Genomic DNA, 20,925 nt, shown 5'->3' on the forward strand with positions numbered 1-20,925 from the left:
GACATGGACTCCCAATCGCTGACCCTGCTAGTGGAAATCATCGACAGCGGCAACCTGAGCCAGGCCGCCCGCAAGCTGAAGATGACGCGCGCCAACGTGAGCTACCACCTCGCCAAGCTGGAGAAGGATGTGGGCGTGCAGCTGGTGCAGCGCACCACGCGCCGCGTGGAGCCCACGGAGATCGGCCTGCGCCTTTACCAGCACGGACGCACCATCCACAACGAGATGCTGGCCGCGCGTGAAGCCATCACGACCCTGGGCCAGGGCTTGCAGGGCCGCGTGGGCATCAGCGTGCCCAGCGGCTATGGACAGATCGTGGTGAGCGACTGGCTGATCGAGTTCAAGCGCGCTTACCCGGGCATCGTGCTGGACGTGCTGTTCGAGAACCGCGCCGACAATCTGCGCGACGAAGTCGATATCGCCATCCGCGTGGTGCAGGAGCCGCCACTGTCATTGGTGGCCCGCAGCCTGGGCACCGTGCGCTACCTCGCCTGCGCCTCCCTCGACTATGCTCATCGCCACGGGCTGCCGCGCACCCTGCACGCCCTGCGCACCAGCCCTGTGATCACCGCCGGCGTGACCGGGCGGCAACTGCGCCTGGCGGCCTACCAAGGCAGCGAACGGAATGAGGTGATGCTGGAGCCCACGCTGATCTCCGAGCATTTCCCTTTCCTGCGCCAGGGCATCCTGGCCGGCCTCGGAGTCGGTCTGGTGCCGGACTACGTGGTGCAGGACAAGCTGGAAAGCGGCGAGGTGCTGACCACGCTGGACGAGTACCGCCTGAGCATCTTCGGCACCCACATGTACCTGCTGTATCTGCCCAACCGCCACCAGACGCGGGCGGTGCGCACCTGTATTGACTTTCTTCTGGCCAAGGCCTCACCTGGAAGCGGTACCGTCGAGAGCGTGAGATGAACCTCCTGCCGCTGCCAAGTCCTTGCTCGCCGGCCGGGGTGCCATACATCGAAAGAGATGCGCTCAACGCGATGCAGCCCTCGCTACCGCGCAGCATCGGGAAGCATGCGCAAGATGGATTTTCCTCGGCCCAGCCAGTGCAATGCGTTGAAGGCTTCACGCAAGCCATGCTCGCACTGCGGCGCCTGGAGGTCACCCATGCCAGTCGTCCTGATGCTCCCAGCTTGCCAGGGCGGCGGTTCGATGGGCCTCCACTCTAGCGGCGCTCTCGCCAAGCCAGGAAACCGCCCATTTGCAAACCGTGCGAGAGCACGTTGAGATATTCCTCGCGCCTTGGTTCAGCAGAGAGCGCATCGTGGGGCCAGGCGTCGAGCAGGCCTTGCAGCCGCTGCAGATCGAGTACACGGCACGCGAGAGGAGACGTGTGCAACCGATCGAGTTGCTGCTGCAGCGCTCCTCGCTGCGCGTTCAAGCGCGCGAACCAGTCACCGTGCTGCACACCCACCGCGCGGTTGGCATGCACCTCGGCCGGACCGCCTTGTGCCGCCAGCAGGCGCCGAGGCAGGGAGCGGCGAATGCCATCGCGCAGAAACTGGTCCAGTGGCAAAGCACCGAAGAAATCGATCACCCGCCGGTCGCCCAGGGGCATGCGCACGTCGGTGCCGGATATGGCACGCAGCGCACCCCATCCGTCCATCGCAGCGGCATTGCCCAGGAGCCATTCACGCAGCACGCTCAACGATCGATGGCTTCCACCCAATCGAATCCTGTAGCGACCGCGGTCCAGATTTTGGTGCATGCCGAGCTCCTGCGCCAGTGCGGGATGCAGGGCCCCGTGACGCTCCCATACCGCCGCTGGCAGGCCATGCCAGTAACGCAGAAGCGTCGTCGGGGCAAATGGCCGCAGCAGATAGCGCTGAAAGGCTTTGCGCGCGCTCAACCCCTCGGCCTTCGCCAGGGCACGCGTCTGCCGCGCCAACGTCCGCCAATCGCCGTCGCGCAGCAGTTGCGGCAGGCGCAACAGGCCGTCGTAGCTGAAAAATGCATTGCCAAGCTCACCACCGATCAAAACGCGCCCGCCACGTGCATGCAGCAGACGGTAAAGCGGAAAGAACCAGGCCATGTTCAGCGGCGAGCGTGTTGGCTGGCCGCTCTCCTTCCACCAGCGCTCCGGATCGTGTTCGCCCCAATCGTCGCCATCATCGCCCACGGGATGCCAGTCGATGTTGGAGCGGCTTGCAGCCAGCAGGCGCGCACGGGGCGATTCATCGTAATAGTGGTTCGCATTGGCCCTGGCAGTTTCCATCCTCGGAATCCGCGTGAGGGTCAGCAAGGGTGCGGGTGCCAGCTGCCGTGAGGCGGAAAGCACCATCGAGCCGCTGTCGAGCCCTCCAGTGAGGCACGCCGCCACGGGCCCCCGTGCCCGTAACGCATCGGCCACGGCACGGTCCACAACCTCGGCTGCGGCCGCCTCGACCTCGGCATCACTCCGCAGGCACAAAGAGCCTGCCTCGGGTGGCCGCCACCATCGTTCGCTATGGGTCGTCTCCCATGTCAGCACCATGAAATGCGCCATCGGCACCCTGTCAATGGCGCGGTAGATCGTGCGCGAGGCACGCGACGGGTCCATGACGAGCTGATCGGCCAAGGCCTGCTCGTCCAGATCGAGTGAAATCCCGGGAATCGCCAGTAAAGCCCTCAACCGCGTGGAAAACGCGATCATGCGCGGCCCGCGATGCACGAACAAAGAGCGCTGTCCTAAAGGGTCACGCGCAAGCAAAAGCTGCCGCCGCGTCGGACTGTAGAACGCCAGTGAAAAGGATCCATGAAGGCGCGACAGCGCATGAATATCCCATCGCTGCAAAGCATCCAACATCAGATCGCCGTCGGGACGTGCGGGGTGTGCCGTTACGCCCAGCGCAGTGGCCAGTTCAGCACGTGCCCCCAGGCAAACGTCTGCCGCCAGTACGGCGCCCGAATCACCAACCCGCGGCATGGTTTCACAGTGGTCTTCGTCTGTGAAAAAGTGCTGGCGGTGCACCATCGCCATGTCGCCGCCGTGCCAGATTACGGGAGGTCCGATGCCCCGCCCCTCTAATTCCTCCCCCAGCGTGATGACCCACTCACGGGGTACGGACTTTCCGTCCAGATGCCAGATTCCAGCGAAGTCGCTCATTCAACTCGTGGCGGCGGCAAATGCCGCATTCATGAACCGTTGGTCGAGCCAACGCCATCGTTGCCAATGGTGGGACCATTTGCTGTTTCTTCGATCGCCAGAAACGAGACCACTGGCGCCGTCCAAACCTTGCGCACAACTTGCGCCGGCTGATCGTTGCACACGGGAGGATTTTGTTCGTTCATCTCGGTATCCTTGCAGTTTCAGTCGCGAGACGCGGCGCCCGCCGCACCATCGGGCCGATGATACGACGGTCTGCTGGCCAGTCTCGCACGCGAGCCGTGGAAATCACCGTTCGCCAATGTTGGATCGCCCATGCACTTTCTTGCCGCCCGGCTTTGCCGGATCGACCGCCACACCAGGCCTGTCAGCCCCCTGCCCAATGCACTCAGGGCGTGGTGTGGCAAAAAACCGTTTCCATGAGCTGGCCCGTCTTTGATTGGCGCAGTCTGCTGGAGCGCGTCGGAGGGCGCCTGCTCTACCGCGCGCTGCGTCATCGCGAGGGCCGCAGCTACGTCTGGCTGCGACTGACCTCTTCGGCACCGCTGTTCCAGGACTACGGCACCACTTCGATGAATCGATATCCTCGCCTGTTCGCGTTCGTACGTGAAGCACTGACAGACTGCGCGTCTCCCAGACTGCTTTCATTCGGCTGCTCCACGGGCGAGGAAGTCCTCAGCCTGCGCCAATACTTTCCCCACGCCGACATCACGGGCCTGGACATCCATCCAGGCCACATTGCCCGATGCCTTCAACAGCAGCAGGGGCAGCCGGATCCCGGCATGCGATTTCGCGTGGCAGGCGATACCGCTGCGGAGGCTACCGCCACGTACGATGCGATCTTCTGCCTGGCTGTGATGCGGCGGGGCGACTTGGCCAGGCACCGCGGCGAATGCTGCGACCATCTCATTCGCTTCCAGGATTTCGATGCCCAACTGGAAGATTTTGCCCGCTGTTTGCGACCTGGCGGCTTCCTGGTACTGCGTCACGCCAACTTCCGGTTGCGCGACGCCCGCGCGGCACGCTGGTTCGACCCGGTCCTGCGCGTGCCAACACCAGCACGGGCGGACACCCCCCTTTTTGGCCCGGACAACCGGCGGCTCGCAAAACAGGGTGACGACGAGGCAGTATTCCGGCGCCGATCCTCCCCTCATGCGTTTGGATCGGGCAGCGGGATTCAGTGACCGCTCCGAAATGCCACTATAGAATTTGAACTCCTGTGTCCCTGAGCGATGTGCCCTTTTTTTTTGAACGAGAGAAGCCACGGATGAACGTCGATTCGGATGCCTTGATTGCCCAAACTCCGGATTGCCTCGCTGCTGACATGGGCGAGGAACTGGTCATCATGATCGCCGGACGTTCCATCTATCTGGCCTTGGATCCGATCGGACGGGATGTGTGGTCGCGCATTGCAACGCCTTGCACGTTCAGTGCCTTGTGCGACGGGCTGAGCGAGACCTACGAAGCATCCAGAACCAGCATTGAGGCGGATGTGGCCACGTTGCTCGGCACCCTTCACGATGCCGGCGCAGTCGCCATAAGCCACTGAACAGCGGCCTAACCAGGGCGATTGCAACATCCGACCAGGGACCTTGCCTGTGAGCCTATACGAGTACCAACTGTGCGGATGGCACGTTCGCAGCGAAATTTTCCTGCCCGAGCTGCCCGAATGGACGGGAGCCGGTGCGGGAGAAGACCTCATCATCGAGGAAGGGCCGGTGCCTGAGCGGCTTGACGGCTTTGAAGGCCCATCGCCCTGGTTGAGCGTGAGTCCGGATGGGAGCGTTCTGTTGAGCATTCAGAACTTGGTGCGCATCCTTATCCGGGACGGCCGTTCCATACGGGTGGATCGTGTGCAAACACAAGACGAGGGATGGCGCTTGTTTCTGCTCGGATCGGCACTGGCCTACTTGTGCCTTCAGCGCGGCCTCTTTCCGCTGCATGCAGCATGTGTGCGTGTCGGGACGCGCACACTGGCCATTGCGGGGCACAGCGGTGCTGGCAAGTCCACGCTCGCCGCGGTGCTGCTCCGGCGAGGCCATTGCCTCCTGAGCGACGACCTGACCGTTTTGCAGACGTCCGAGGACCGCGGCATTGAGGTGCTGCCCGCTTTCCCGCGGCTGAAACTGTGGCGCGAAACGATGGATGCACTGGAAATTCCCGTGAATGGGCTGCCGCAGATACGACCTGGCATGAGCAAGTACGACCTGCGGCCGCATGCGGGCTTCGATGTTTCGACGAAACACCTGGATGCGGTACTGGTACTGCGCGATGCGCCTTCCCCTCTATTGAAGCGTTGTACACCTTCGGAAGCCTTGCCGATGCTGCACGGTTATCTGTCGCGGCCGCAAGTCGCTTACCGCCTGGGCCTGCGTGCGGCCACATTCGCCCAGGCAGCTGCGGTAGGCCGGATAACCCCCGTCTGGGAATTGCACCGTCCGCGAAGCTTCGATGCACTTGATGCAACTGCCGATTTGATCGAAGCGAACTTCGCCCCATGAACCGCCGCGGCATCTTCTGGATCGCCTCGTATCCAAAATCAGGCAATACGTGGGTGCGGTGTTTGATCACCAGTCTCCAAGCGCAGGGGGCGCCTGTGAAACTGCACGGCCTGGGCAAAGCCTTGCCCAATGCCGCAGTGCGCACCTGGCTGGAAGCCTATGTGGATGTGGCAAGCGAGGATCTGAATCCGGACGAACTGCGCGCAATGCGGTTGCAGGCGTACCAGCTGTATGCAAAGCAGCACTGCGGCATGCTGAAGGTGCACGACCGCTATGACGCGGCGCTGTTCCCCGCAGATGCCAGCCTGGGAACGGTCTACATCGTTCGCGATCCGCGCGACATTGCTCCTTCTTGGGCCGACCACATGGGCGTGGATGTGGAGACCACCATTGTGCGGATGGCCGATGCCGAATTCACTGTAGGCCGTGGCTTTTCTGCATTCACATTACAGGCTCCGCAACACCTTGCCTCCTGGTCCGAGCACGTGCGGTCTTGGCTGGATGATGCACCAGGTCCGCTATTGCTGTTGCACTACGAGGCCTTGCTGACTGAACCGCTGCGCGAAGCCGCGCGGCTTGCGGAGTTCCTGGGTCTGCCAGCGGATTCCGGGTGCGTGGCGCGTGCTGTCAGTGCGTGCAATTTCCAGACACTGCGCAGCATGGAGGAGGAGCATGGTTTCATCGAGCGCCGCGCGGTGCAGCAGCGGTTCTTCCGCCAAGGCCGGGCGGGTGCATGGCGTGGGACCTTGCAACCCGATCAGGCCGAGCGCTTGGCGGAACAACACGGGACCATCATGCAGCGGCTGGGTTACGCCTCTGACCGAGCGTCCATAGACAACCTGCAGGCCCGATGATGAAGGCCAACCCGCAGGTCACCGCAAGCTCGCACACCACGGCAGGGCCGGGTACGGCTCTGGAACGCATCGGGGTTCTATGCGCCCCGCTGGCAGCAGATCGCCCGCACCAATGGCGCCCGGCCCCATGATGCGCACATCAGCACAATGGTCGCCGGCGTTCCGCTACGCACTGCATCTTTGGCAAGCGGAGGCGAAGGCACCCACCGATGCGGCGCTGGCCCTGGTCGACGCACGGTCGTTCACGCATACGCTGGCGTGGCATCGGCTGGCGCTTGCACTGCCAGCGGCCGATACGTTGCCCCCGGGCATGCCAGAAACGCTGCGTGCCGTTCTGCGCCAACGCCAGCGCCAAATGACACTGCGAATGCTGCAACAGACGGCCGCATTGCGGGAGATCGTGGCATGCCTTGACCAGGCTGGCCTTCGCTACTGCCTGCTCAAGGGTCAGGGTTATGCCGCGCTGTTCGAAGCCACGCAGCGCAGGGAAGCCTGCGATATCGACCTGTTGATCTCTGCGGCATACCGGAACCCGGCACTACGGCATTTGCAGGCCCTGGGCTACAGGCTGGATCCCGCCGCCGCATCCGATCTGGAGCAATACTGCGCCGACAACCATGCCTTGCCGCTGCGACATGCGACGAGTGGCGTGGTGCTGGAGCTGCATCTCCGTCTCGCCAACCGTCCCGGCCAGTTCCAACTGGAAAATCTGCAACTGTGGGACCGGCACATCGCAAGGGTGATGGTGGGCGGCATGGAAGTCGCCACCCTGTCGGCGCCCGCCGCGGTGGCTTATGCGGCGTTCCATGGCACAAAACACAACTGGTGCCGGGCATTCTGGCTGGTGGACATGGCTTTGGCGATGCGCAGCACCACTATGGACTGGGCGCAGGTGCTGGACCTGGCGCAGCGCCTGGGGACCGAGCGCCATCTGGCGATGTCGGTCCTGCTTGCCGAGGCCACACTCGGTGTCGCAACGCCGGAGGTATTCCGTTCGCATGCCCTGCTGCTTCGTGCAGCGCGTCCCGCCGCCGACGCACTGCTGCCGCATCTGGACGCACTTGGCTCCGATCGCGGCGCCGACCTTGCCGCACGGATGGGCATGGTCCGCTACGGGCTGCGGCTGCTGTCGCTGGAATCCAGTTGGCATGGACGTCTGCAGCTCATACCCTTTCTGCTGGCGCCCACGAAGGATGACCGCGCGGCCGTGGCACTTCCCCCCTATCTGCGGTGGGCCTATCCGGGCGTGCGTGCGGTGCGGCTCGCGCACCAGCACATGACCAAGCGAAGACGTGTCTAGCCTTACCAGCCCAACCACCGAGTTCAATCGGGGGATGCCACTTTTCCTGAACAGGCGCGCCGCCGCAGGTGCGGCGTTAGCGCCCGAATGGCCTTGCGAACTTCGGGCAGGCATCGAATCAGGTCCTCGGCGAGGTGGTGCATGACTCCACCGCCGCGCCGCCAGATATCCCACTTTGACCGGGTGCTGGCATTTCTGCATTTGCCGCGCTTCGAGCGCTGGCTGCTTCTGCCGGCCTGGCTGCTTCTGGGTGCGGCCCGTGCGGCGGTGCGGTGCCTGGGTTTTCGCCGGTTGGCACCGTGGCTGGGTCAAAGCGTGGCAGTGCCTCCTCCCATGCCGGCGCCGGACGAACGTGCGAAACGTCGTGCGGTGCAGATCGCGCGGACCATCAGGCTGGCCTCCGGGCACACGCCGTGGCAGTCCAACTGCCTGACCCAGGCGCTGGCAGCGCATTGCTTTCTCTGCCTGTTTCGGGTTGGTCACATGGTGTGCTTCGGCGTCGCGCGTTCCGATGCGACGCAACTGCAAGCCCATTCCTGGGTTCTCGCCGGAGACTTTTGCGTCACTGGCGGCGCAGGTGCGAAGCGCTTCACAAGAGTGGCCTGCTACGTCAGCCGTCCCGGGAAGGCCCCATGACGGCGGCTCGGGCCCTGATGCAGCTGATGTCATGGGCCAGTCCGCAGCGTCGCGTCTCGTTGTTCCTGCTGATGGTTCTGGCCAGTGTCAGTGAAGGTCTGGGGGTTTTACTGCTCGTGCCCTTGCTCAGTGCCTTGCAGGGTGACGCCGGTGGCGGCGAGAGCATGGTTGCACGCGCGGCCACCCAGGCCATCGCCGCTTTCGATCTGCGAGCGACGGCGTCGCTACCCTGGCTGCTGCTTTCTTTCTGCGCGCTGCTGCTGTTGCGCAACGTGGTTCAGCATGCACGCGAGTGCGCTGCGGCACGGCTTCAGCAGGACGTGGCCGAGCGCCTGCGCGAAGCCAGCTTTTCCGCTTTGCTCGGCGCACAATGGCGTTGGCTCCAGGCGCAGCGCACCGCCGACCATGCCAGCCTGATGCTGAGCAATGCCAGCCGTGTGGGGGTGGGACTGGGTCACGGTCTGGCGATGCTGGCCTCTTTTGCCACTGCGGCGATCTATGTGCTTGCAGGATTCACGCTGGACTGGAAGCTGGCCTTGGCATCGACGCTGGGCGGAGCGCTGCTGCTGGCGCTTTTGGCCGGCCAACGCCGAGGTGTCTTGGCGCTGGGCCGACAGTTGACGTTGTCCAGCAAGCGGCTCCATGCCAGCCTGCAAGACAGCCTGGCCGGTTTGCGACTGGCCAAAATTCTGGGCGCCGAGTCGCGCTACGCCGCCTGGATCGCCCGTGACGCCAGCGCGCTGCGCGATCAGCACCTGCGTTTCGCATCCGCACTGAGCTTGTCAAAAGCGTTGCTGCACAGTAGCGGCGCGATGCTGCTGGCAGCCTACATCTACCTGGGGCTTCGGGTCTGGCAGGTGCCTGTCGCCGAATTGCTGACGTTGGTGTTGGTGTTCGCGCGCCTGCTGCCTCTTTTGGCGGCAACGCACCAGCAACACCAGTACTGGCTGCACGCGCTGCCGGCGTTCACCGAGATGGATCAGCAGATCGGCCAGGCCCGTGAGTGGGCCGAGCCAGATGCTGCGCAGCCCGCTGCGCAGCCGCAGGTGCGCAGGTCGATAACACTGCGTGCGGTAAGTGTCCGCTATGCCGAACGGACAGTACCGGCCTTGAACTCGGTGTCCTTGACGCTCCCCGTGCACACCACTACTGCGATCATTGGCGCTTCCGGTTCCGGCAAGAGCACGCTGGCCGACGTGCTGTGCGGTCTGCTGGGTCCGGACGAGGGCAGTCTGGCGATCGATGGAGTGCCGCTGGACGGACGGATGCGCAGGTCGTGGCGGCAGGCGGTGGCGTACGTCTCGCAGGACACATTCCTCTTCAATGACACCATCCACCACAATCTGCGCATTGCCGCACCGCAGGCCGACGATGAGATGTTGCGCGCCGCACTGGAAAAAGCCTCCGCCGGATTCGTGCATGCATTGCCGCAGGGGTGGGACACGATCGTGGGCGAGCGCGGCGTGTGCCTGTCCGGAGGTGAGCGGCAGAGGCTGGCGCTGGCACGCGCGCTGCTGCAGCGCCCGGCGCTGCTGATACTCGATGAGGCCACCAGCGCGCTGGACCACGAAAACGAGGCACGCATACACGCCGCCATCGAACGACTGCATGGCCAACTGACCGTGGTCGTCATCGGCCATCGGCTGGGACTGCTGGAGCGTGCGGACCAAGTTGTGCTGCTGGAGCAAGGGAGGGTTCGCGCACAAGGACTCTGGCATGAGGTGTCGCCGGCCTGGACGGAAGGTCCATGACGCTCGCCGGCGAGGACCGACCATGACTTCACTGAATCCGCGTCGTTGGCATGCAGGCGTCTGGGCACTGTCGGCTCAGTGGCTATCAGTGCTTGTGACGGCGGCCATATCGCTGGCCCTGTCTGTGTGGCTGGCGCGGCGCATGGAGCCGTCCGGCTTCGGCCGCTATGCTTACCTGCTGAACCTGGCCACGCTGCTGGCCCTTGCGCAGGACGCAGGGCTGCGCACTCTCGTGCTGCGAGAGCAAGTCTCACCCAGCCCCGCCCTCAAGTCGTTCGAGGCGGTGCTGCCGGGGCTGGCCCGGGGCCACCTGCTGGTGACCACGTTGCTGCTCGTAGGCGGCTGTCTAGCGCTGATACCTTTCGGCGCAGATCTCGCATTGCCTGCGGCTGTGTGGTGCTTCGCTGCCGTGTCGCTCTCGCAGTTGGTATCGGTGCAGTTGAAGGCAGCGGGGCAGTGGCAGCGCGAAGGCCGGTGGCAGGCGGGAGCGCGCATGTCGAGTGCCCTGGCGATCATTTTCGGGGTGCTGCTGTTTGGGCCCGAGCCCGGCATCGTGTTCGGCGCCTGGGGGATAGGCCTGATGCTGGCGTATGCCGTACTTGGGCAGGATGTGCGCGATCGAACCCGGTGGCCGCCGCCTGCCCCGCTCTATCACGCCGCGGCAGGCTTTCTGTGGATCGATTTGGCCACGTGCCTTTACCGGCGCAGCGACATCGTGATCCTGCAAAGGATGGCGGACCCTGCAGAGATTGGGCAGTATGCTGCGGCGTATCGCCTGTTCGACGGTGTGCTGCTGCTGGCCATGCCACTGGCGCTGTTCTTTTTCCGTCGCCTGCGCAAAACCCGCGACCATGCGGCCGCGGCGCGCAGGCTGCTAAGGCGCAGCTTGTTCGCCGCAGGGGCCGCCGGCCTGGGGCTGGCCCTGGGCGGCGCCTGGCTGGGTCCGTGGCTGATCGAATTTCTGTTCGGCCCTGCATACCAGTCGGCAGGATCGCTGCTGGGCTGGCTGTTCGCGGCGTTCGTTTTCGTGCTGCCCAACTATGTGCTGACGCAGGCCGCGATCGCGCTGGATCGAGCACGTTGCTATGCATGGGGAGCGGGCTTGGCAGCAGTGACCAACCTGGCCCTCAATCTGCTGCTGGTCCCGCAGCATGGCGCGAGGGGCGCGGCCACGGCCGTGATCGCAACCGAAGCCATGCTGTGTGCCGCGCTGTGCATCGGCCTGTTTGGGCGGCACAAGCCAGAACGGCCGCGAATCCCTTCGCGGTGAGATTTGTGTGGCAAGATGTTTTCGTTTCTCGCCTCTGGCCGCATGCCTCGATGGAGACCCAGCATCGTGTCGGATGGAAGATACACCCCCTGTAAATACATTGAACACCGGCCCATATTCCGATGCCAGGGATGAACAACGTGCGGGAGCGCGGCGACGATGTGTCGCTGGCCGACTTGCTGCTGGAACTGCTGCACTTTTACCGCGAATTCGGCCGATTGCTGGTCCCGGTCGCTTTGCTGTTTGCCTTGGTCGCCGGGGCAGCCGTCGCATTGGTGCCGGTCTACAGCGCCGTCGCCCTGCTGGACACGGCACAGATGCCGCTGGACCAGTGGCGCAGGCTACAGCCCATGCTGTCGGACCGGCATTTGGTCGCTGCGTCGTTGGCCGAAGCAAAGTTGCCTGCTGGACAGCGAGACCGATTGCTGATGCAGTTTCAGCAACCGCGCTACTGGAGTTCCCGCGTGAGCTACCGGAGCACCGTGGGGCGCGATGACATCCGCGAGCAGATCAACATCGATCCCAAAAAGGTGGGCGCGCTGGGACTGGAAGTGTCTCTCCTGGTACGCGACGACGCGGCGGCGTCCCAGCAGTTCGAACTGATCGCGCAGCACATCCGCCAGGTCATGTGGTGGTCGGACCTGCGCGAATACCTGGACAAGCTGCAGCTCGAGGTACTTGAGCAGCGCGCACGTCTGCAGATCGAACAGATCAGGCAACAGTTCTCCATCGAACAAAACCTGAAGCAGGTCCAAGAGATGCAGAAGCTGCTGCAGCAGTACCCTGAGCTGCGGCGCAACGGTTTCAGCACGGTGGTATCCGTCGGCGATGGAGGCGGCAAGTACCTGTCGCCGCTCGCGCAAACGGTCGCATTGCAGTCCACTGTCGCGGAGACACGGGCCAGCCTGCGCAAGGGGCAGCGCGAACTCGAACAACTGGACTGGAAGCAGCGCTATCTCGGCCGGGTCGATGCACGCATGCGCAGCCTGTATTCGGGGACTGCGCTGGCGGACTGGCTTCGGCTGAACCAGCATGAGATGTTTCCACCCGACGCCACCGTGGATGCGGCTCAGCAACAGGTTGGCAGCGAAATACAGATGACCTTGGGCCAACTGCAATACAAGGCCGAGCAATTGCGCTACAAGGCCCAGCCGGCGATTTCGGCAGCGCCGGTGCCGTTGCGCCGGCCGTGGCTGGTGGCCTTGGCGGCGTTCTTGTGCACCCTGGGTGTGCTGTCTCTGGCGCTTGCGTCCTACGCGGCACTGCGTCGCAGGGACAGCGCAGCGCAGCTGCCATGGTCGGCCCATAGCGACCCATTGTTTGCCTGGTTGCCCGCCGGCCTGCGGCGCAGGCTGCTGCCGGAGCGGGCGTCCATCGCTTACGACAAGGATCCAGCGTGAGGCGGGTGCTTGTCACCGGTGCGGCCGGCATGATTGGGCACCGCCTCGTTTCCGCCTTGCTGCGCCGTGGCGATGCCGTGGCGGGCTTGGACAATTTGTCCAGTGGCATGCCGATGCCGCTGGGACTGACCCTCAGTGTGGTGGCAGATGTGTGCGATACCGCCACCGTGGAGGCCGCGCTGAGGGATCTCCGTGCGGACGCCATCGTTCATCTGGCGGCGGTGCATCACATTCCCACATGCGAGACACAGCGCATGCATTGTCTGCGGGTGAACGTGGAAGGCACCGAAAGCGTGCTACATGCCGCGACGCAGACTGGTCTGCAACAGGTGGTCATCGCATCCAGCGGCGCTGTCTACGCGTGGGGCCGCGAGATGCTGACCGAGGCCGACAGCCCCACCGAAGCACGCGACAACTATGCGCTGTCCAAACTTTGCAACGAGAGCCAGTTGCGGTTGTGGTGCTCCCGCGCCCAAGGACGCCGCGGGCGCGTGGCGCGAATCTTCAACAGCATCGCGCACGACGATCCGAATGCCCATCTGATTCCAGACGTTCTGGCTCAATTCCGGGCGGACCCGGGGACGGAGCCGGTATTGCGACTTGGAAATCTTCAGCCTTGCCGCGACTACATGCATGCGGACGACGCGGCAGCCGGCGTTCTGGCACTGCTCGACGATCCCCATCTGACACCGGCTTTCGATGTTTTCAACCTTTGTTCGGGCGTAGAGCATTCGGTCGGCGATCTCGTCTCAGAAATCGGCAAATTGCTGGGACGCAGTCCACGGATCGAGGTGGATCCACAACGCCAGCGGCCCAACGACCGCGCCCACCAATTGGGCGATCCTGGCAAGGCGTGGTCACGTCTGGGCTGGCGCACGCGATGGAGCCTGCACCAGGCGCTGCAGATGACGCTCGATCCCCCATCCTCGGATGTCGATGGCCGTATGGGCTAGCTGCTGCAGGAAGTTCGGGCTGTCGCGGGCGCTCCGCGCAGGCAGCCGATGCGCATGATCCCCTTCGTGTGGTTTGGCAAATCTGCTGGTGAACGCTCGCATGCGAAAATTCCGCGCACATCGGCAGAACCGTATTAACCAGTTGCTCAGGGCGTGCCATGCGCCCGTCGGAGATTCAGAGTTGGATGCCGGCTTTCTTCATTGTGTGTTGGCATGGCGCGCGCTCCATCGTGTTTGCCCTAGCACCCATTCCTGCGTCTTTTGCGTCGGCGATCACGGTGTTCGCCCGGCTTGCGCTACCCGTCCAGACCATGCGCCATCCGGCGTGGGGGCCGTGTTTCCGTGAACACGACCGCCCGCATGCAGGCGGGCTTCGTCGCCGGAGCAGCCCTGTACACGCTCGGCCAGAGTTGCACGCTGCTGTTCCAGTGGCTCCTGGTACGCCAGTTCGGCCTGCAGGGCTATGGCGAGGTGGGGCTGGCGCACCTCTGGCTCATGAGCGTGCTGTTCGTGGCGGATCTGGGCTATGCATCCTGGTTCCTGCGCGAGGATCCGGCGTCTCCCGATTGGGGCGATCGATGGCGGCGTGCCCTGTTCCACCGCCTTCTTGCCACACTGTTCCTCGACTTGGTATGGACTGCAGCGGCATGGTGGAGCTATGGAGGGCAGGGAAACGCCTTTGAATACACGATCGCCGTGCTCCCGGCAACGCTGCTCGGCCTGGTCGGCTATTCCGCGCCTTTGCTGGCGCAGGGTAAACGGCTGCTCGGATTCGCGGTTCAACAGGTCGCCATGCCGGTGGCGATACTGGCCTGGCTGGTTTTGCATCTGCATCCGGAGAGCGCCGGGCCAGCCGGTGCAGGCCTGGCCGTGAGCGTGGGATATCTGGTGCAAGCACTGGTCAATGTGGCTGCGTTCGGCATGCGCTGGCAATTGCTATGCCCCAGTCCAGGCCGCTCCCGGCAGATGCTCGGGATGTCGCTGCAACTGTCCTTGATGGGAATGGTAGGAACTTTGCACGACCGCCTGACGCCCCTGCTTCTGGCCGCCATCGCGCCAGCATTTCTGCCGATTTATCTCATGATTGGATATTTGGTCAACGGAGCCAGTGGCGTTTTCAATCAGTTCAACCGGCTCCTGCTGATCGAGGCGCGCAGCGAGGTGGGCGAGCGCTGGGCCACGGCGCTGATTTCACTGGTGCTAGGCTTTTCCGCGCTGGGCATGCAACTGCTGGTCGCGGTCATCGATGCGGCGGGCACTGCAGAGCAACGGGCCTGGATTGTCTGGGTTGCTCCGGTACTGGCCGCTGGTATGGTGATTCTGCCCAGCAGCGTACTGTCTGCACTGCTGATCGGGCGCCATCGCGAAACCGCGCTGCTGCGGGTGCTGTTGTTGGGTTTCCTGTGCAGCGGCTTGCTGCAACTGGCCGCTGCGGCCTGGACAGCGCCGCAGTGGTTGCTATGGGCACGTCTGCTGTGTCTTCTGGGAATGGCTGGCGCAGCGCTGCGCCTGTGCGGTCTGTGGTTGAATCTGGGCGGGTACGCCGCGCTGCTGTCTGTGCTCTTAGCAGCGGCTCTCTGGAGCAGTCCTGTTGGACGCGGAATTGCCGCCATCCTCCTGCTAGCCACCGCATGGAAAGCGTGGCGCCACCACAATCTTTTTGCGCGCCAGCGCACGATCTGCGCGATGGCGTGCGATCTCCTGGTAGCGGCACTCGGTAACCGATTGGGTTTTGTTCAATGTGCGGAATAGTCGCCCTGCGGAGTTTCGTGGCCGATTCGGCGCTGCAGCCACGCGCCCAGCATGCTCTGGATGCACTGTCGAGCCGCGGGCCGGATGCACAAGGTCTGCTGTGCCTGGACCAGCCCGTACCGACGGCGCTGGGCCACCGCCGGCTGGCGATCCTCGATCTGAGTGACGCTGCCACGCAACCGATGCGGTGTGCGGAGAGCGGCAACGTGGTGGTGTTCAATGGAGAAATCTACAACTTTCTGGAGTTGCGCCGCGAACTGGAAGCGCTCGGCCATCGCTTCCGCACTGACAGCGACACCGAGGTGATCCTGCACGGTTGGCGAGCATGGGGCGAGGCATTGTTCACGCGCTGCAACGGAATGTGGGCTGTGGTGCTCCTGGAACAGGCGACCGGCGAACTGGTGTACTGCCGCGACCGGCTTGGCGTGAAGCCGCTCTACATGCACCACGACGGCCAGCGATTGGTGCTGGCGAGCGAAATCCGTGCGATCGCTTGTGCACTGGGCGGGTACCCGCCACCCAACCCGGCCGCAATCTTCGACTTCCTCGTCGCGGGCCTGTCCGATCACAATTGCGACACTTTCTACCAGGGGATCCGCGCCGTGCCCCCTGGCTGGCTGTACCGGGTATCGCCAACTGGCCACAGCCGCCGCCACCGCTATCACGACTGGCCCGCTCCAGGCGCCGCCGATCCCCTTGACGCAGAGGCAACCCGGGCCCTGCTCGAAGACGCCACGCGCCTGCGTCTGCGCTCAGATGTTCCCACCGTGACCCTCCTGTCCGGCGGGTTGGACAGTTCCATCCTGACCCGCATCAGCCTGCAAGCCGATTCCGCACCGCGCACCTGTTTTGCAGGCGCGTTCACCTACGGATATTGCGATGCTGCCCATGCAGCGTTCGATGAAACGGCCGACGCCGCCGCCCTGATGAAGGAGTTGGGTCAAATCACCCGGCACCACGTTCATCGCGCCCACGCGGTCCCGGACGAGGAGGAACTGCGGGCGCTGGTGGTCGCGCAGGAAGCGCCTTTCTGCACTCCATCGATCTTCGCCAGCTTCCGCATGTACCGGGCGATCCGCGAGGCAGGATACAAGGTGGTCCTCAACGGAGAAGGCGCCGACGAGTTGTTTGGCGGTTATGTGGGTTTGTACCTACCCCTGGCCGCACGGGACGCTCTGCGCGGCGCACACCTGCCTGCGCTGGTGAAACTGCTTGCCAGCGGCGCCGTGCTGCCCCGTGCGTTGCTCCACCGCCTGGCCTGGGATCTGCCGGGACCGCTGCTGGGCGCGATGCTGCGGCGAAACCGGCCCAGCGTGGCCTGCATGTCCGGCGCGCTCTGGCACGACCAGTCGCCGCGCCTGCGCGCATTGCAGGTCGACCGCCGGGCTGGCGTGGAGATGCGCATGCGCAGTGACGTGCTCTCCACCAATCTGCCAATGGTGCTGCGCATGGCCGATCGCAATAGCATGTCCGCCGGTATCGAGGTGCGAGCGCCTTTCCTGGACTACCGGCTGGTGGAGCGTGCGCTCGCGACCCGGGCAGACACCCGCATGGGCGACCACCACGGCAAAGCGCTGCTGCGGCGGGCCTTCGCTGCCGACATGCCTCCGCGCATCGTGGAACGGCGCAAGAGCACCGGCTTTGGTCACGCCGAGCAATTCCTGTTGGACCGCATGCCCGTGCAGCGGACCTTGTCATCGCTGCCGCCGGAGTTGGGCGAATTCCTCGACGTGCCCCGGCTGCGAACCGAACTGGCCCGGGGACGCGCGCACACCACGCTCTGGCTCGCGGTGTCAGTCGCCCTGTGGCACCGGAGCATTTATGCATAGCGTCTGTCTGGTCAACCGAGGCGGTCAATGAATGCAGACTTCGCTCCTGACGACGGCCGTTGCCGTTGCTGCGGCGCGACCTGCGCGCAGCGCACGGTGTGGCGGGAGGTGTACCTCGGCAGCGGCCAGGAACTGCGGCGCTGCGGACTGTGTGCTGCTGCCTACCTCGCTCCCGACTTCAGCGAGGAGGCATTGGCGCGCTTCTACGCGCACGACTACCGCCGCTTGTTTCCGATGGAAGTGCCCTGGCGCAGCGAGGAACGCTTCTTCGCCTTGCGCGGCGACCGGTTGGTCGCAAATCGTCGGCTGCGCCGGATTTCGCCGGATCTTCCAAGGGGTGCGCGCCTGTTCGAGTTGGGCTCTGGCTTTGGTGCCTTCCTGGGCGCCGCCGCTGCGGTGCGTCCGGACCTGCATTTACTGGCGTCGGAGCCGGATATGGCGCACCGCGAGCGCCTGCTGGATGGCGCCCGCGTTCAGTTCCTGCCCCAGCAGCAGGTGATGGACGAAGCCACGCTTGATGCGGTCGTGGCCTTCCACGTGATGGAGCATTTACCGGATCCGCGCGATTTCCTGGCAACGGTGGCACGGGTGTTGGTCCCTGGCGGTCAGGCATGGATCGAGGTGCCGGACGTGATGAGCGACTGGCGTTCGCGGAACTACGTGCATCCTGCACATCTGAGCTATTTCTCGGCCTCGCTGTTGCAACGGCTGGCGCAAGCCGCAGGACTGGATGTGATCTACTGCGGTGCCTACCCTGGCGGGGGCATGCTGGCGGACAACCTGTGGCTGCACCTGCGGCGTCCACGGCACGCCTGTGTGTCCAAGCCGTTGGCGGCGGCAACCGCACAGGAGGTGCGCCTGCTCGATCGGCAACTCAATCGCGTGTCCTGGGCGCTGCGGGATCGGATGCGGCGCGTGCTCAAGCAGGCCATCGTGAGTCTGTTCGGCAGTGGCCTGGTTGGAGAACTGCAGCGTCGGCGGAACCAGTGGCGTGTGTTGCAAGAGGAATGCGATGCAATTCGGTGACTTCCATCGGACCCTGCGGATCCAGTATGGCGAAGACGCCGCAGCAGTGCGCCACGAGGTCTATTTCCTGTCCTTGCGAGGTCGCAGCGCAGTGCTGCGTGCCGTACTCGCTTTGCTGCGGGATGCCTGGCTGTGTGCGACGCTGCCACGGCGCGCGATGCCAGTGGCGGGATGGGCCGCGCTGGCCACCCTACCGGGCAGCAATGGCTGGGGCGCCCTCGCACCGTGCGTTGCCGATCTAGCCCGGCGCGGCATCGCCTGCACCGTCCTCATACATCCGCGCCTGCGCGGGCAGGTCGCTGGACAGCTTCCGGCCCGGCCGCCAGCATCGGCTTGGCGCCATGCCTGGTCAGCCTGGCGGCTCCGGCATGCGCCAGGCACGACACCGGTCGCCGCGCCCTGGCTGGTGCGCTGCTGCGTGTTTCGGCAACGCCTCTGGTGCGGCGCATGGTCGAGCGTGATGTGCTCGGGCACGACCGCCACGCTGCTGCTGCACAACGATTTCGATCTCTACGCCGTGGCGGCGCAGCAGGCCGCCGGCACCGGCTGGCGCAGCATCTGCGTACAGCACGGCCTGCCTACCGAAGAATTCTTTCCCGTGCGGGCCCAGCACCATTTGCTGTGGGGACCAAGCAGCGCAGAGGTCTACGCCCGGCATGGTGTGGCCGCACATGCGTGCAGCTACGGTCCGGCGCGTCCCCAGGTTGAAGCCAGTGCCCATGCCGCGCCTTCAGTTCTGTATCTCGTATCGCAAACGCACACACCGGTGTATGGGCTCTCGCTCGCGGGCTATTTTCAAGCCCTGGCAGACGCCCTGATCCAGGCCCGGCTCGAGGGCATCACATTGCAAATCCTGCTGCATCCCGAGGAAGTGCGCAACGGTCATCCCTACGCTAAAAGCGCGATGGCCCCATTGTGCCGGCCGCCGCCACATGCCTTGTTGGAGGACACCGCAGCACCCGCGCTGGTAGTGGGTTTCTGTTCCACTGCGCTGTTGCAGGCGGCTTGTCGAGGCCACTATGTCATCGGCCTGGCATGGCCGGCCTCAGGGTCTGCGGATGCGCAGGAGATCGGGCGGCCGGCCCAGCAGGTGCCCGACGTGACGACGTTGTGCGAACTGGTCCGCCGACTGCGAGAGGATGCCTGCACGCGCGGCGCTTTCCTTGAACGGCAGCAACAATGGCTGTCACGCAGTTTCGCTTCCGACCCAGACTGGCCCAGCCATGTTGGAGCCAGCCAATGAAACGCTGGGGCTTGGCGTTGCTCATCCTTTGGGTGCATGTCGGCGATCCGCTGGTGGCGTGGTTGTACGGCGGTGGCACCTGGTTGCAGGCCACTTGGCTGCGCCCGATACGGGACCTCACAGTGTTGGCGCTGGCAGCGCTGTGCCTGTTGACGGTGCGCATGCCGCGGGCGCTGCTGGTGTCGTTGCTGGCGTTCGGCGGATTGGCGCTTGCCTACGCGCCGGTGGGCCTCGTGCATGGCCTTCCAGCCGGGGTGGTACTGGGATCGCTTGGCGTCATTTTGGTGCCGATGGTGTTCCTGTTGGCGGGATACGGCTGCTTTTCGACACCTCGGAATCTCCGTTTCGGCGCGTCCGCCCTGGTCTGGCTGGGCTTGGCCAGCACTTTGTTTGGCATGTGGGAAATCGTCAACACCCAGTTCTGGGTGGACACCGTACGCCTGCCTGACTACCTTGCGAACATCAAGGGCGTGATGCCAAAGGACACCGATCCCCATACCGGCCTGCCATGGAATTTTTTTGGCGGAGAAACGTATGCGCGCCGCGCTGGCGGCTTATTGGCGGCACCGCTGGCGCAGGGGCAGTTCCTGGTCACTGCGGGCCTGGCAGCGCTGGGGCTGTGGCAGACGCGCTGGCCCTGGCGCGCACTGCTGGTGTGTGCCGGGCTTTTCGTCGGCGTGTGGATGTCGGGAACCCGTGGCTCGATGCTCGCAGGCATCGTTGCGCTGCTCGGCTATTTGTTGACCAGCCGCGGTCTGGTCCGCTCCGCCACTGCGCGGGTGCTGCTGGTCGGCGCCGCGTTGGTGGCGATGGTTTGGGCGTCCTACGGCATTGTGGTGGCCTCGTGGAATTTCCGTGACGGCTCCACGATTGGCCATTGGTGGGCACTGCAGCGCAACCTGGCCGACCTGGGCCAAGTCGCTCTGTGGGGAGGTGGTCTGGGACGCCAGGGCGCTTTCGCCGCCCGGCAAGCGCTGACCGATCTGGGAGGCGGGGAAGGTGCCTTGTTCAGCATCGCCTACCAGATGGGAGTGCCCTGCGCGCTTTTGTTTCTTGGCCTTGTCTTTTGGTGCCTGCGCACCCTGTGGCAAGCCCACGTCCGGCACGGTGACCGCCTGGCATTGGCCACTTTCTGGCTGCTGTGCGGGATGGTGACGACCTTCGTGTCTTCCGAAAATGCGTTGACCGTCTCCGGCGCCGGCGGATTCTGGCTGCTGCTCGGTGGCGTGCTGCGCCAATGCGCAGCAGCCACGCGCTTCGGCGCGGCTGTCGAGCCCGGAACCATCCGCGCACCGTGCATCCATGCGGCGAGGGCGTGA

The 20,925-nt window shown here is 64.6% G+C and carries 18 protein-coding genes; 16 read left to right on the forward strand and 2 right to left on the reverse strand.

The genetic code is table 11. The features are described from left to right. Positions 1–3 precede the first annotated feature (3 nt). Positions 4–915, forward strand: coding sequence for a LysR family transcriptional regulator (locus AC27IO_RS00975; RefSeq protein WP_317352957.1), 912 nt, complete (start codon positions 4–6; stop codon positions 913–915). A 256-nt stretch (positions 916–1,171) separates the two neighbouring features. On the opposite strand, the gene AC27IO_RS00980 is transcribed toward AC27IO_RS00975, so the two are convergent. Both AC27IO_RS00980 and AC27IO_RS00985 read right to left on the reverse strand, forming a co-directional pair. Further along, positions 1,172–3,091: an asparagine synthase-related protein gene (locus AC27IO_RS00980; protein WP_498736778.1), complete on the reverse strand. Its 1,920-nt coding sequence runs from the start codon at positions 3,089–3,091 to the stop codon at positions 1,172–1,174. 29 nt (positions 3,092–3,120) lie between these two features. Further along, the gene (locus AC27IO_RS00985) at positions 3,121–3,276 is read right to left on the reverse strand and encodes a hypothetical protein (protein ID WP_317352963.1); all 156 of its coding nucleotides are present in this window, start codon (positions 3,274–3,276) and stop codon (positions 3,121–3,123) included. A gap of 234 nt (positions 3,277–3,510) precedes the next feature. Between AC27IO_RS00985 and AC27IO_RS00990 the strand changes: the two genes are divergently transcribed. The 15 genes from AC27IO_RS00990 to AC27IO_RS01060 all read left to right on the forward strand — a co-directional run bounded on the left by AC27IO_RS00990 (position 3,511) and on the right by AC27IO_RS01060 (position 20,925). Next, positions 3,511–4,275: a class I SAM-dependent methyltransferase gene (locus AC27IO_RS00990; protein WP_498736780.1), complete on the forward strand. Its 765-nt coding sequence runs from the start codon at positions 3,511–3,513 to the stop codon at positions 4,273–4,275. An 83-nt stretch (positions 4,276–4,358) separates the two neighbouring features. Next, positions 4,359–4,640, forward strand: a complete 282-nt coding sequence (locus tag AC27IO_RS00995) for a PqqD family protein (RefSeq protein WP_317352968.1) — start codon at positions 4,359–4,361, stop codon at positions 4,638–4,640. A 49-nt stretch (positions 4,641–4,689) separates the two neighbouring features. Continuing rightward, complete coding sequence (locus AC27IO_RS01000; RefSeq protein ID WP_498736782.1) at positions 4,690–5,592, forward strand: hypothetical protein; 903 nt, start codon at positions 4,690–4,692, stop codon at positions 5,590–5,592. Continuing rightward, entirely contained in the window at positions 5,589–6,446 is an 858-nt protein-coding gene (locus AC27IO_RS01005; protein ID WP_498736784.1) for a sulfotransferase domain-containing protein, read from the forward strand. The genes AC27IO_RS01000 and AC27IO_RS01005 overlap by 4 nt, the downstream gene beginning before the upstream one ends. A gap of 127 nt (positions 6,447–6,573) precedes the next feature. Then, positions 6,574–7,746, forward strand: coding sequence for a nucleotidyltransferase family protein (locus AC27IO_RS01010; protein ID WP_498736786.1), 1,173 nt, complete (start codon positions 6,574–6,576; stop codon positions 7,744–7,746). A 183-nt stretch (positions 7,747–7,929) separates the two neighbouring features. Then, on the forward strand, positions 7,930–8,382 hold the full coding sequence (locus AC27IO_RS01015; protein WP_498736788.1) for a lasso peptide biosynthesis B2 protein: 453 nt from the start codon (positions 7,930–7,932) through the stop codon (positions 8,380–8,382). After that, positions 8,379–10,133 carry an ABC transporter ATP-binding protein gene (locus AC27IO_RS01020; RefSeq protein ID WP_498736790.1) on the forward strand — a complete coding sequence of 585 codons (1,755 nt, stop codon included), beginning with the start codon at positions 8,379–8,381 and terminating at the stop codon, positions 10,131–10,133. Before AC27IO_RS01015 ends, AC27IO_RS01020 begins: the two co-directional genes overlap by 4 nt. Positions 10,134–10,155: 22 nt before the next feature. Next, complete coding sequence (locus AC27IO_RS01025) at positions 10,156–11,403, forward strand: lipopolysaccharide biosynthesis protein (RefSeq protein ID WP_498736792.1); 1,248 nt, start codon at positions 10,156–10,158, stop codon at positions 11,401–11,403. Positions 11,404–11,534: 131 nt separating this feature from the next. Beyond that, entirely contained in the window at positions 11,535–12,803 is a 1,269-nt protein-coding gene (locus AC27IO_RS01030) for a hypothetical protein (RefSeq protein WP_498736794.1), read from the forward strand. After that, positions 12,800–13,756, forward strand: coding sequence for an NAD-dependent epimerase/dehydratase family protein (locus tag AC27IO_RS01035; RefSeq protein ID WP_498736795.1), 957 nt, complete (start codon positions 12,800–12,802; stop codon positions 13,754–13,756). Before AC27IO_RS01030 ends, AC27IO_RS01035 begins: the two co-directional genes overlap by 4 nt. 342 nt (positions 13,757–14,098) lie before the next feature. Next, complete coding sequence (locus AC27IO_RS01040) at positions 14,099–15,508, forward strand: hypothetical protein (RefSeq protein WP_498736798.1); 1,410 nt, start codon at positions 14,099–14,101, stop codon at positions 15,506–15,508. 17 nt (positions 15,509–15,525) lie between these two features. Then, positions 15,526–17,337, forward strand: a complete 1,812-nt coding sequence (gene asnB / locus AC27IO_RS01045) for an asparagine synthase (glutamine-hydrolyzing) (protein WP_498736800.1) — start codon at positions 15,526–15,528, stop codon at positions 17,335–17,337. Between the two features lie 27 nt (positions 17,338–17,364). Further along, positions 17,365–18,363, forward strand: a complete 999-nt coding sequence (locus AC27IO_RS01050) for a class I SAM-dependent methyltransferase (RefSeq protein ID WP_317352997.1) — start codon at positions 17,365–17,367, stop codon at positions 18,361–18,363. Continuing rightward, the gene (locus AC27IO_RS01055) at positions 18,350–19,606 is read left to right on the forward strand and encodes a hypothetical protein (RefSeq protein WP_498736802.1); all 1,257 of its coding nucleotides are present in this window, start codon (positions 18,350–18,352) and stop codon (positions 19,604–19,606) included. Before AC27IO_RS01050 ends, AC27IO_RS01055 begins: the two co-directional genes overlap by 14 nt. Next, entirely contained in the window at positions 19,603–20,925 is a 1,323-nt protein-coding gene (locus AC27IO_RS01060) for an O-antigen ligase family protein (protein ID WP_498736804.1), read from the forward strand. Before AC27IO_RS01055 ends, AC27IO_RS01060 begins: the two co-directional genes overlap by 4 nt.

The sequence above is a fragment of the Acidovorax sp. KNOB132 genome, from assembly GCF_057541515.1.

What these genes read in the sequence shown, in the direction of transcription:
- AC27IO_RS00980 (WP_498736778.1), bottom strand. Translation starts at nt 3,091, where the DNA reads ATGAGCGACTTCGCTGGAATCTGGCATCTGGACGGAAAGTCCGTACCC.
- AC27IO_RS01005 (WP_498736784.1), top strand. Translation starts at nt 5,589, where the DNA reads ATGAACCGCCGCGGCATCTTCTGGATCGCCTCGTATCCAAAATCAGGC.
- AC27IO_RS01055 (WP_498736802.1), top strand. Translation starts at nt 18,350, where the DNA reads ATGCAATTCGGTGACTTCCATCGGACCCTGCGGATCCAGTATGGCGAA.
- AC27IO_RS01020 (WP_498736790.1), top strand. Translation starts at nt 8,379, where the DNA reads ATGACGGCGGCTCGGGCCCTGATGCAGCTGATGTCATGGGCCAGTCCG.
- AC27IO_RS00985 (WP_317352963.1), bottom strand. Translation starts at nt 3,276, where the DNA reads ATGAACGAACAAAATCCTCCCGTGTGCAACGATCAGCCGGCGCAAGTT.
- AC27IO_RS01010 (WP_498736786.1), top strand. Translation starts at nt 6,574, where the DNA reads ATGATGCGCACATCAGCACAATGGTCGCCGGCGTTCCGCTACGCACTG.
- AC27IO_RS00995 (WP_317352968.1), top strand. Translation starts at nt 4,359, where the DNA reads ATGAACGTCGATTCGGATGCCTTGATTGCCCAAACTCCGGATTGCCTC.
- AC27IO_RS01030 (WP_498736794.1), top strand. Translation starts at nt 11,535, where the DNA reads ATGAACAACGTGCGGGAGCGCGGCGACGATGTGTCGCTGGCCGACTTG.
- AC27IO_RS01050 (WP_317352997.1), top strand. Translation starts at nt 17,365, where the DNA reads ATGAATGCAGACTTCGCTCCTGACGACGGCCGTTGCCGTTGCTGCGGC.
- AC27IO_RS00990 (WP_498736780.1), top strand. Translation starts at nt 3,511, where the DNA reads ATGAGCTGGCCCGTCTTTGATTGGCGCAGTCTGCTGGAGCGCGTCGGA.
- AC27IO_RS01025 (WP_498736792.1), top strand. Translation starts at nt 10,156, where the DNA reads ATGACTTCACTGAATCCGCGTCGTTGGCATGCAGGCGTCTGGGCACTG.
- AC27IO_RS00975 (WP_317352957.1), top strand. Translation starts at nt 4, where the DNA reads ATGGACTCCCAATCGCTGACCCTGCTAGTGGAAATCATCGACAGCGGC.
- AC27IO_RS01060 (WP_498736804.1), top strand. Translation starts at nt 19,603, where the DNA reads ATGAAACGCTGGGGCTTGGCGTTGCTCATCCTTTGGGTGCATGTCGGC.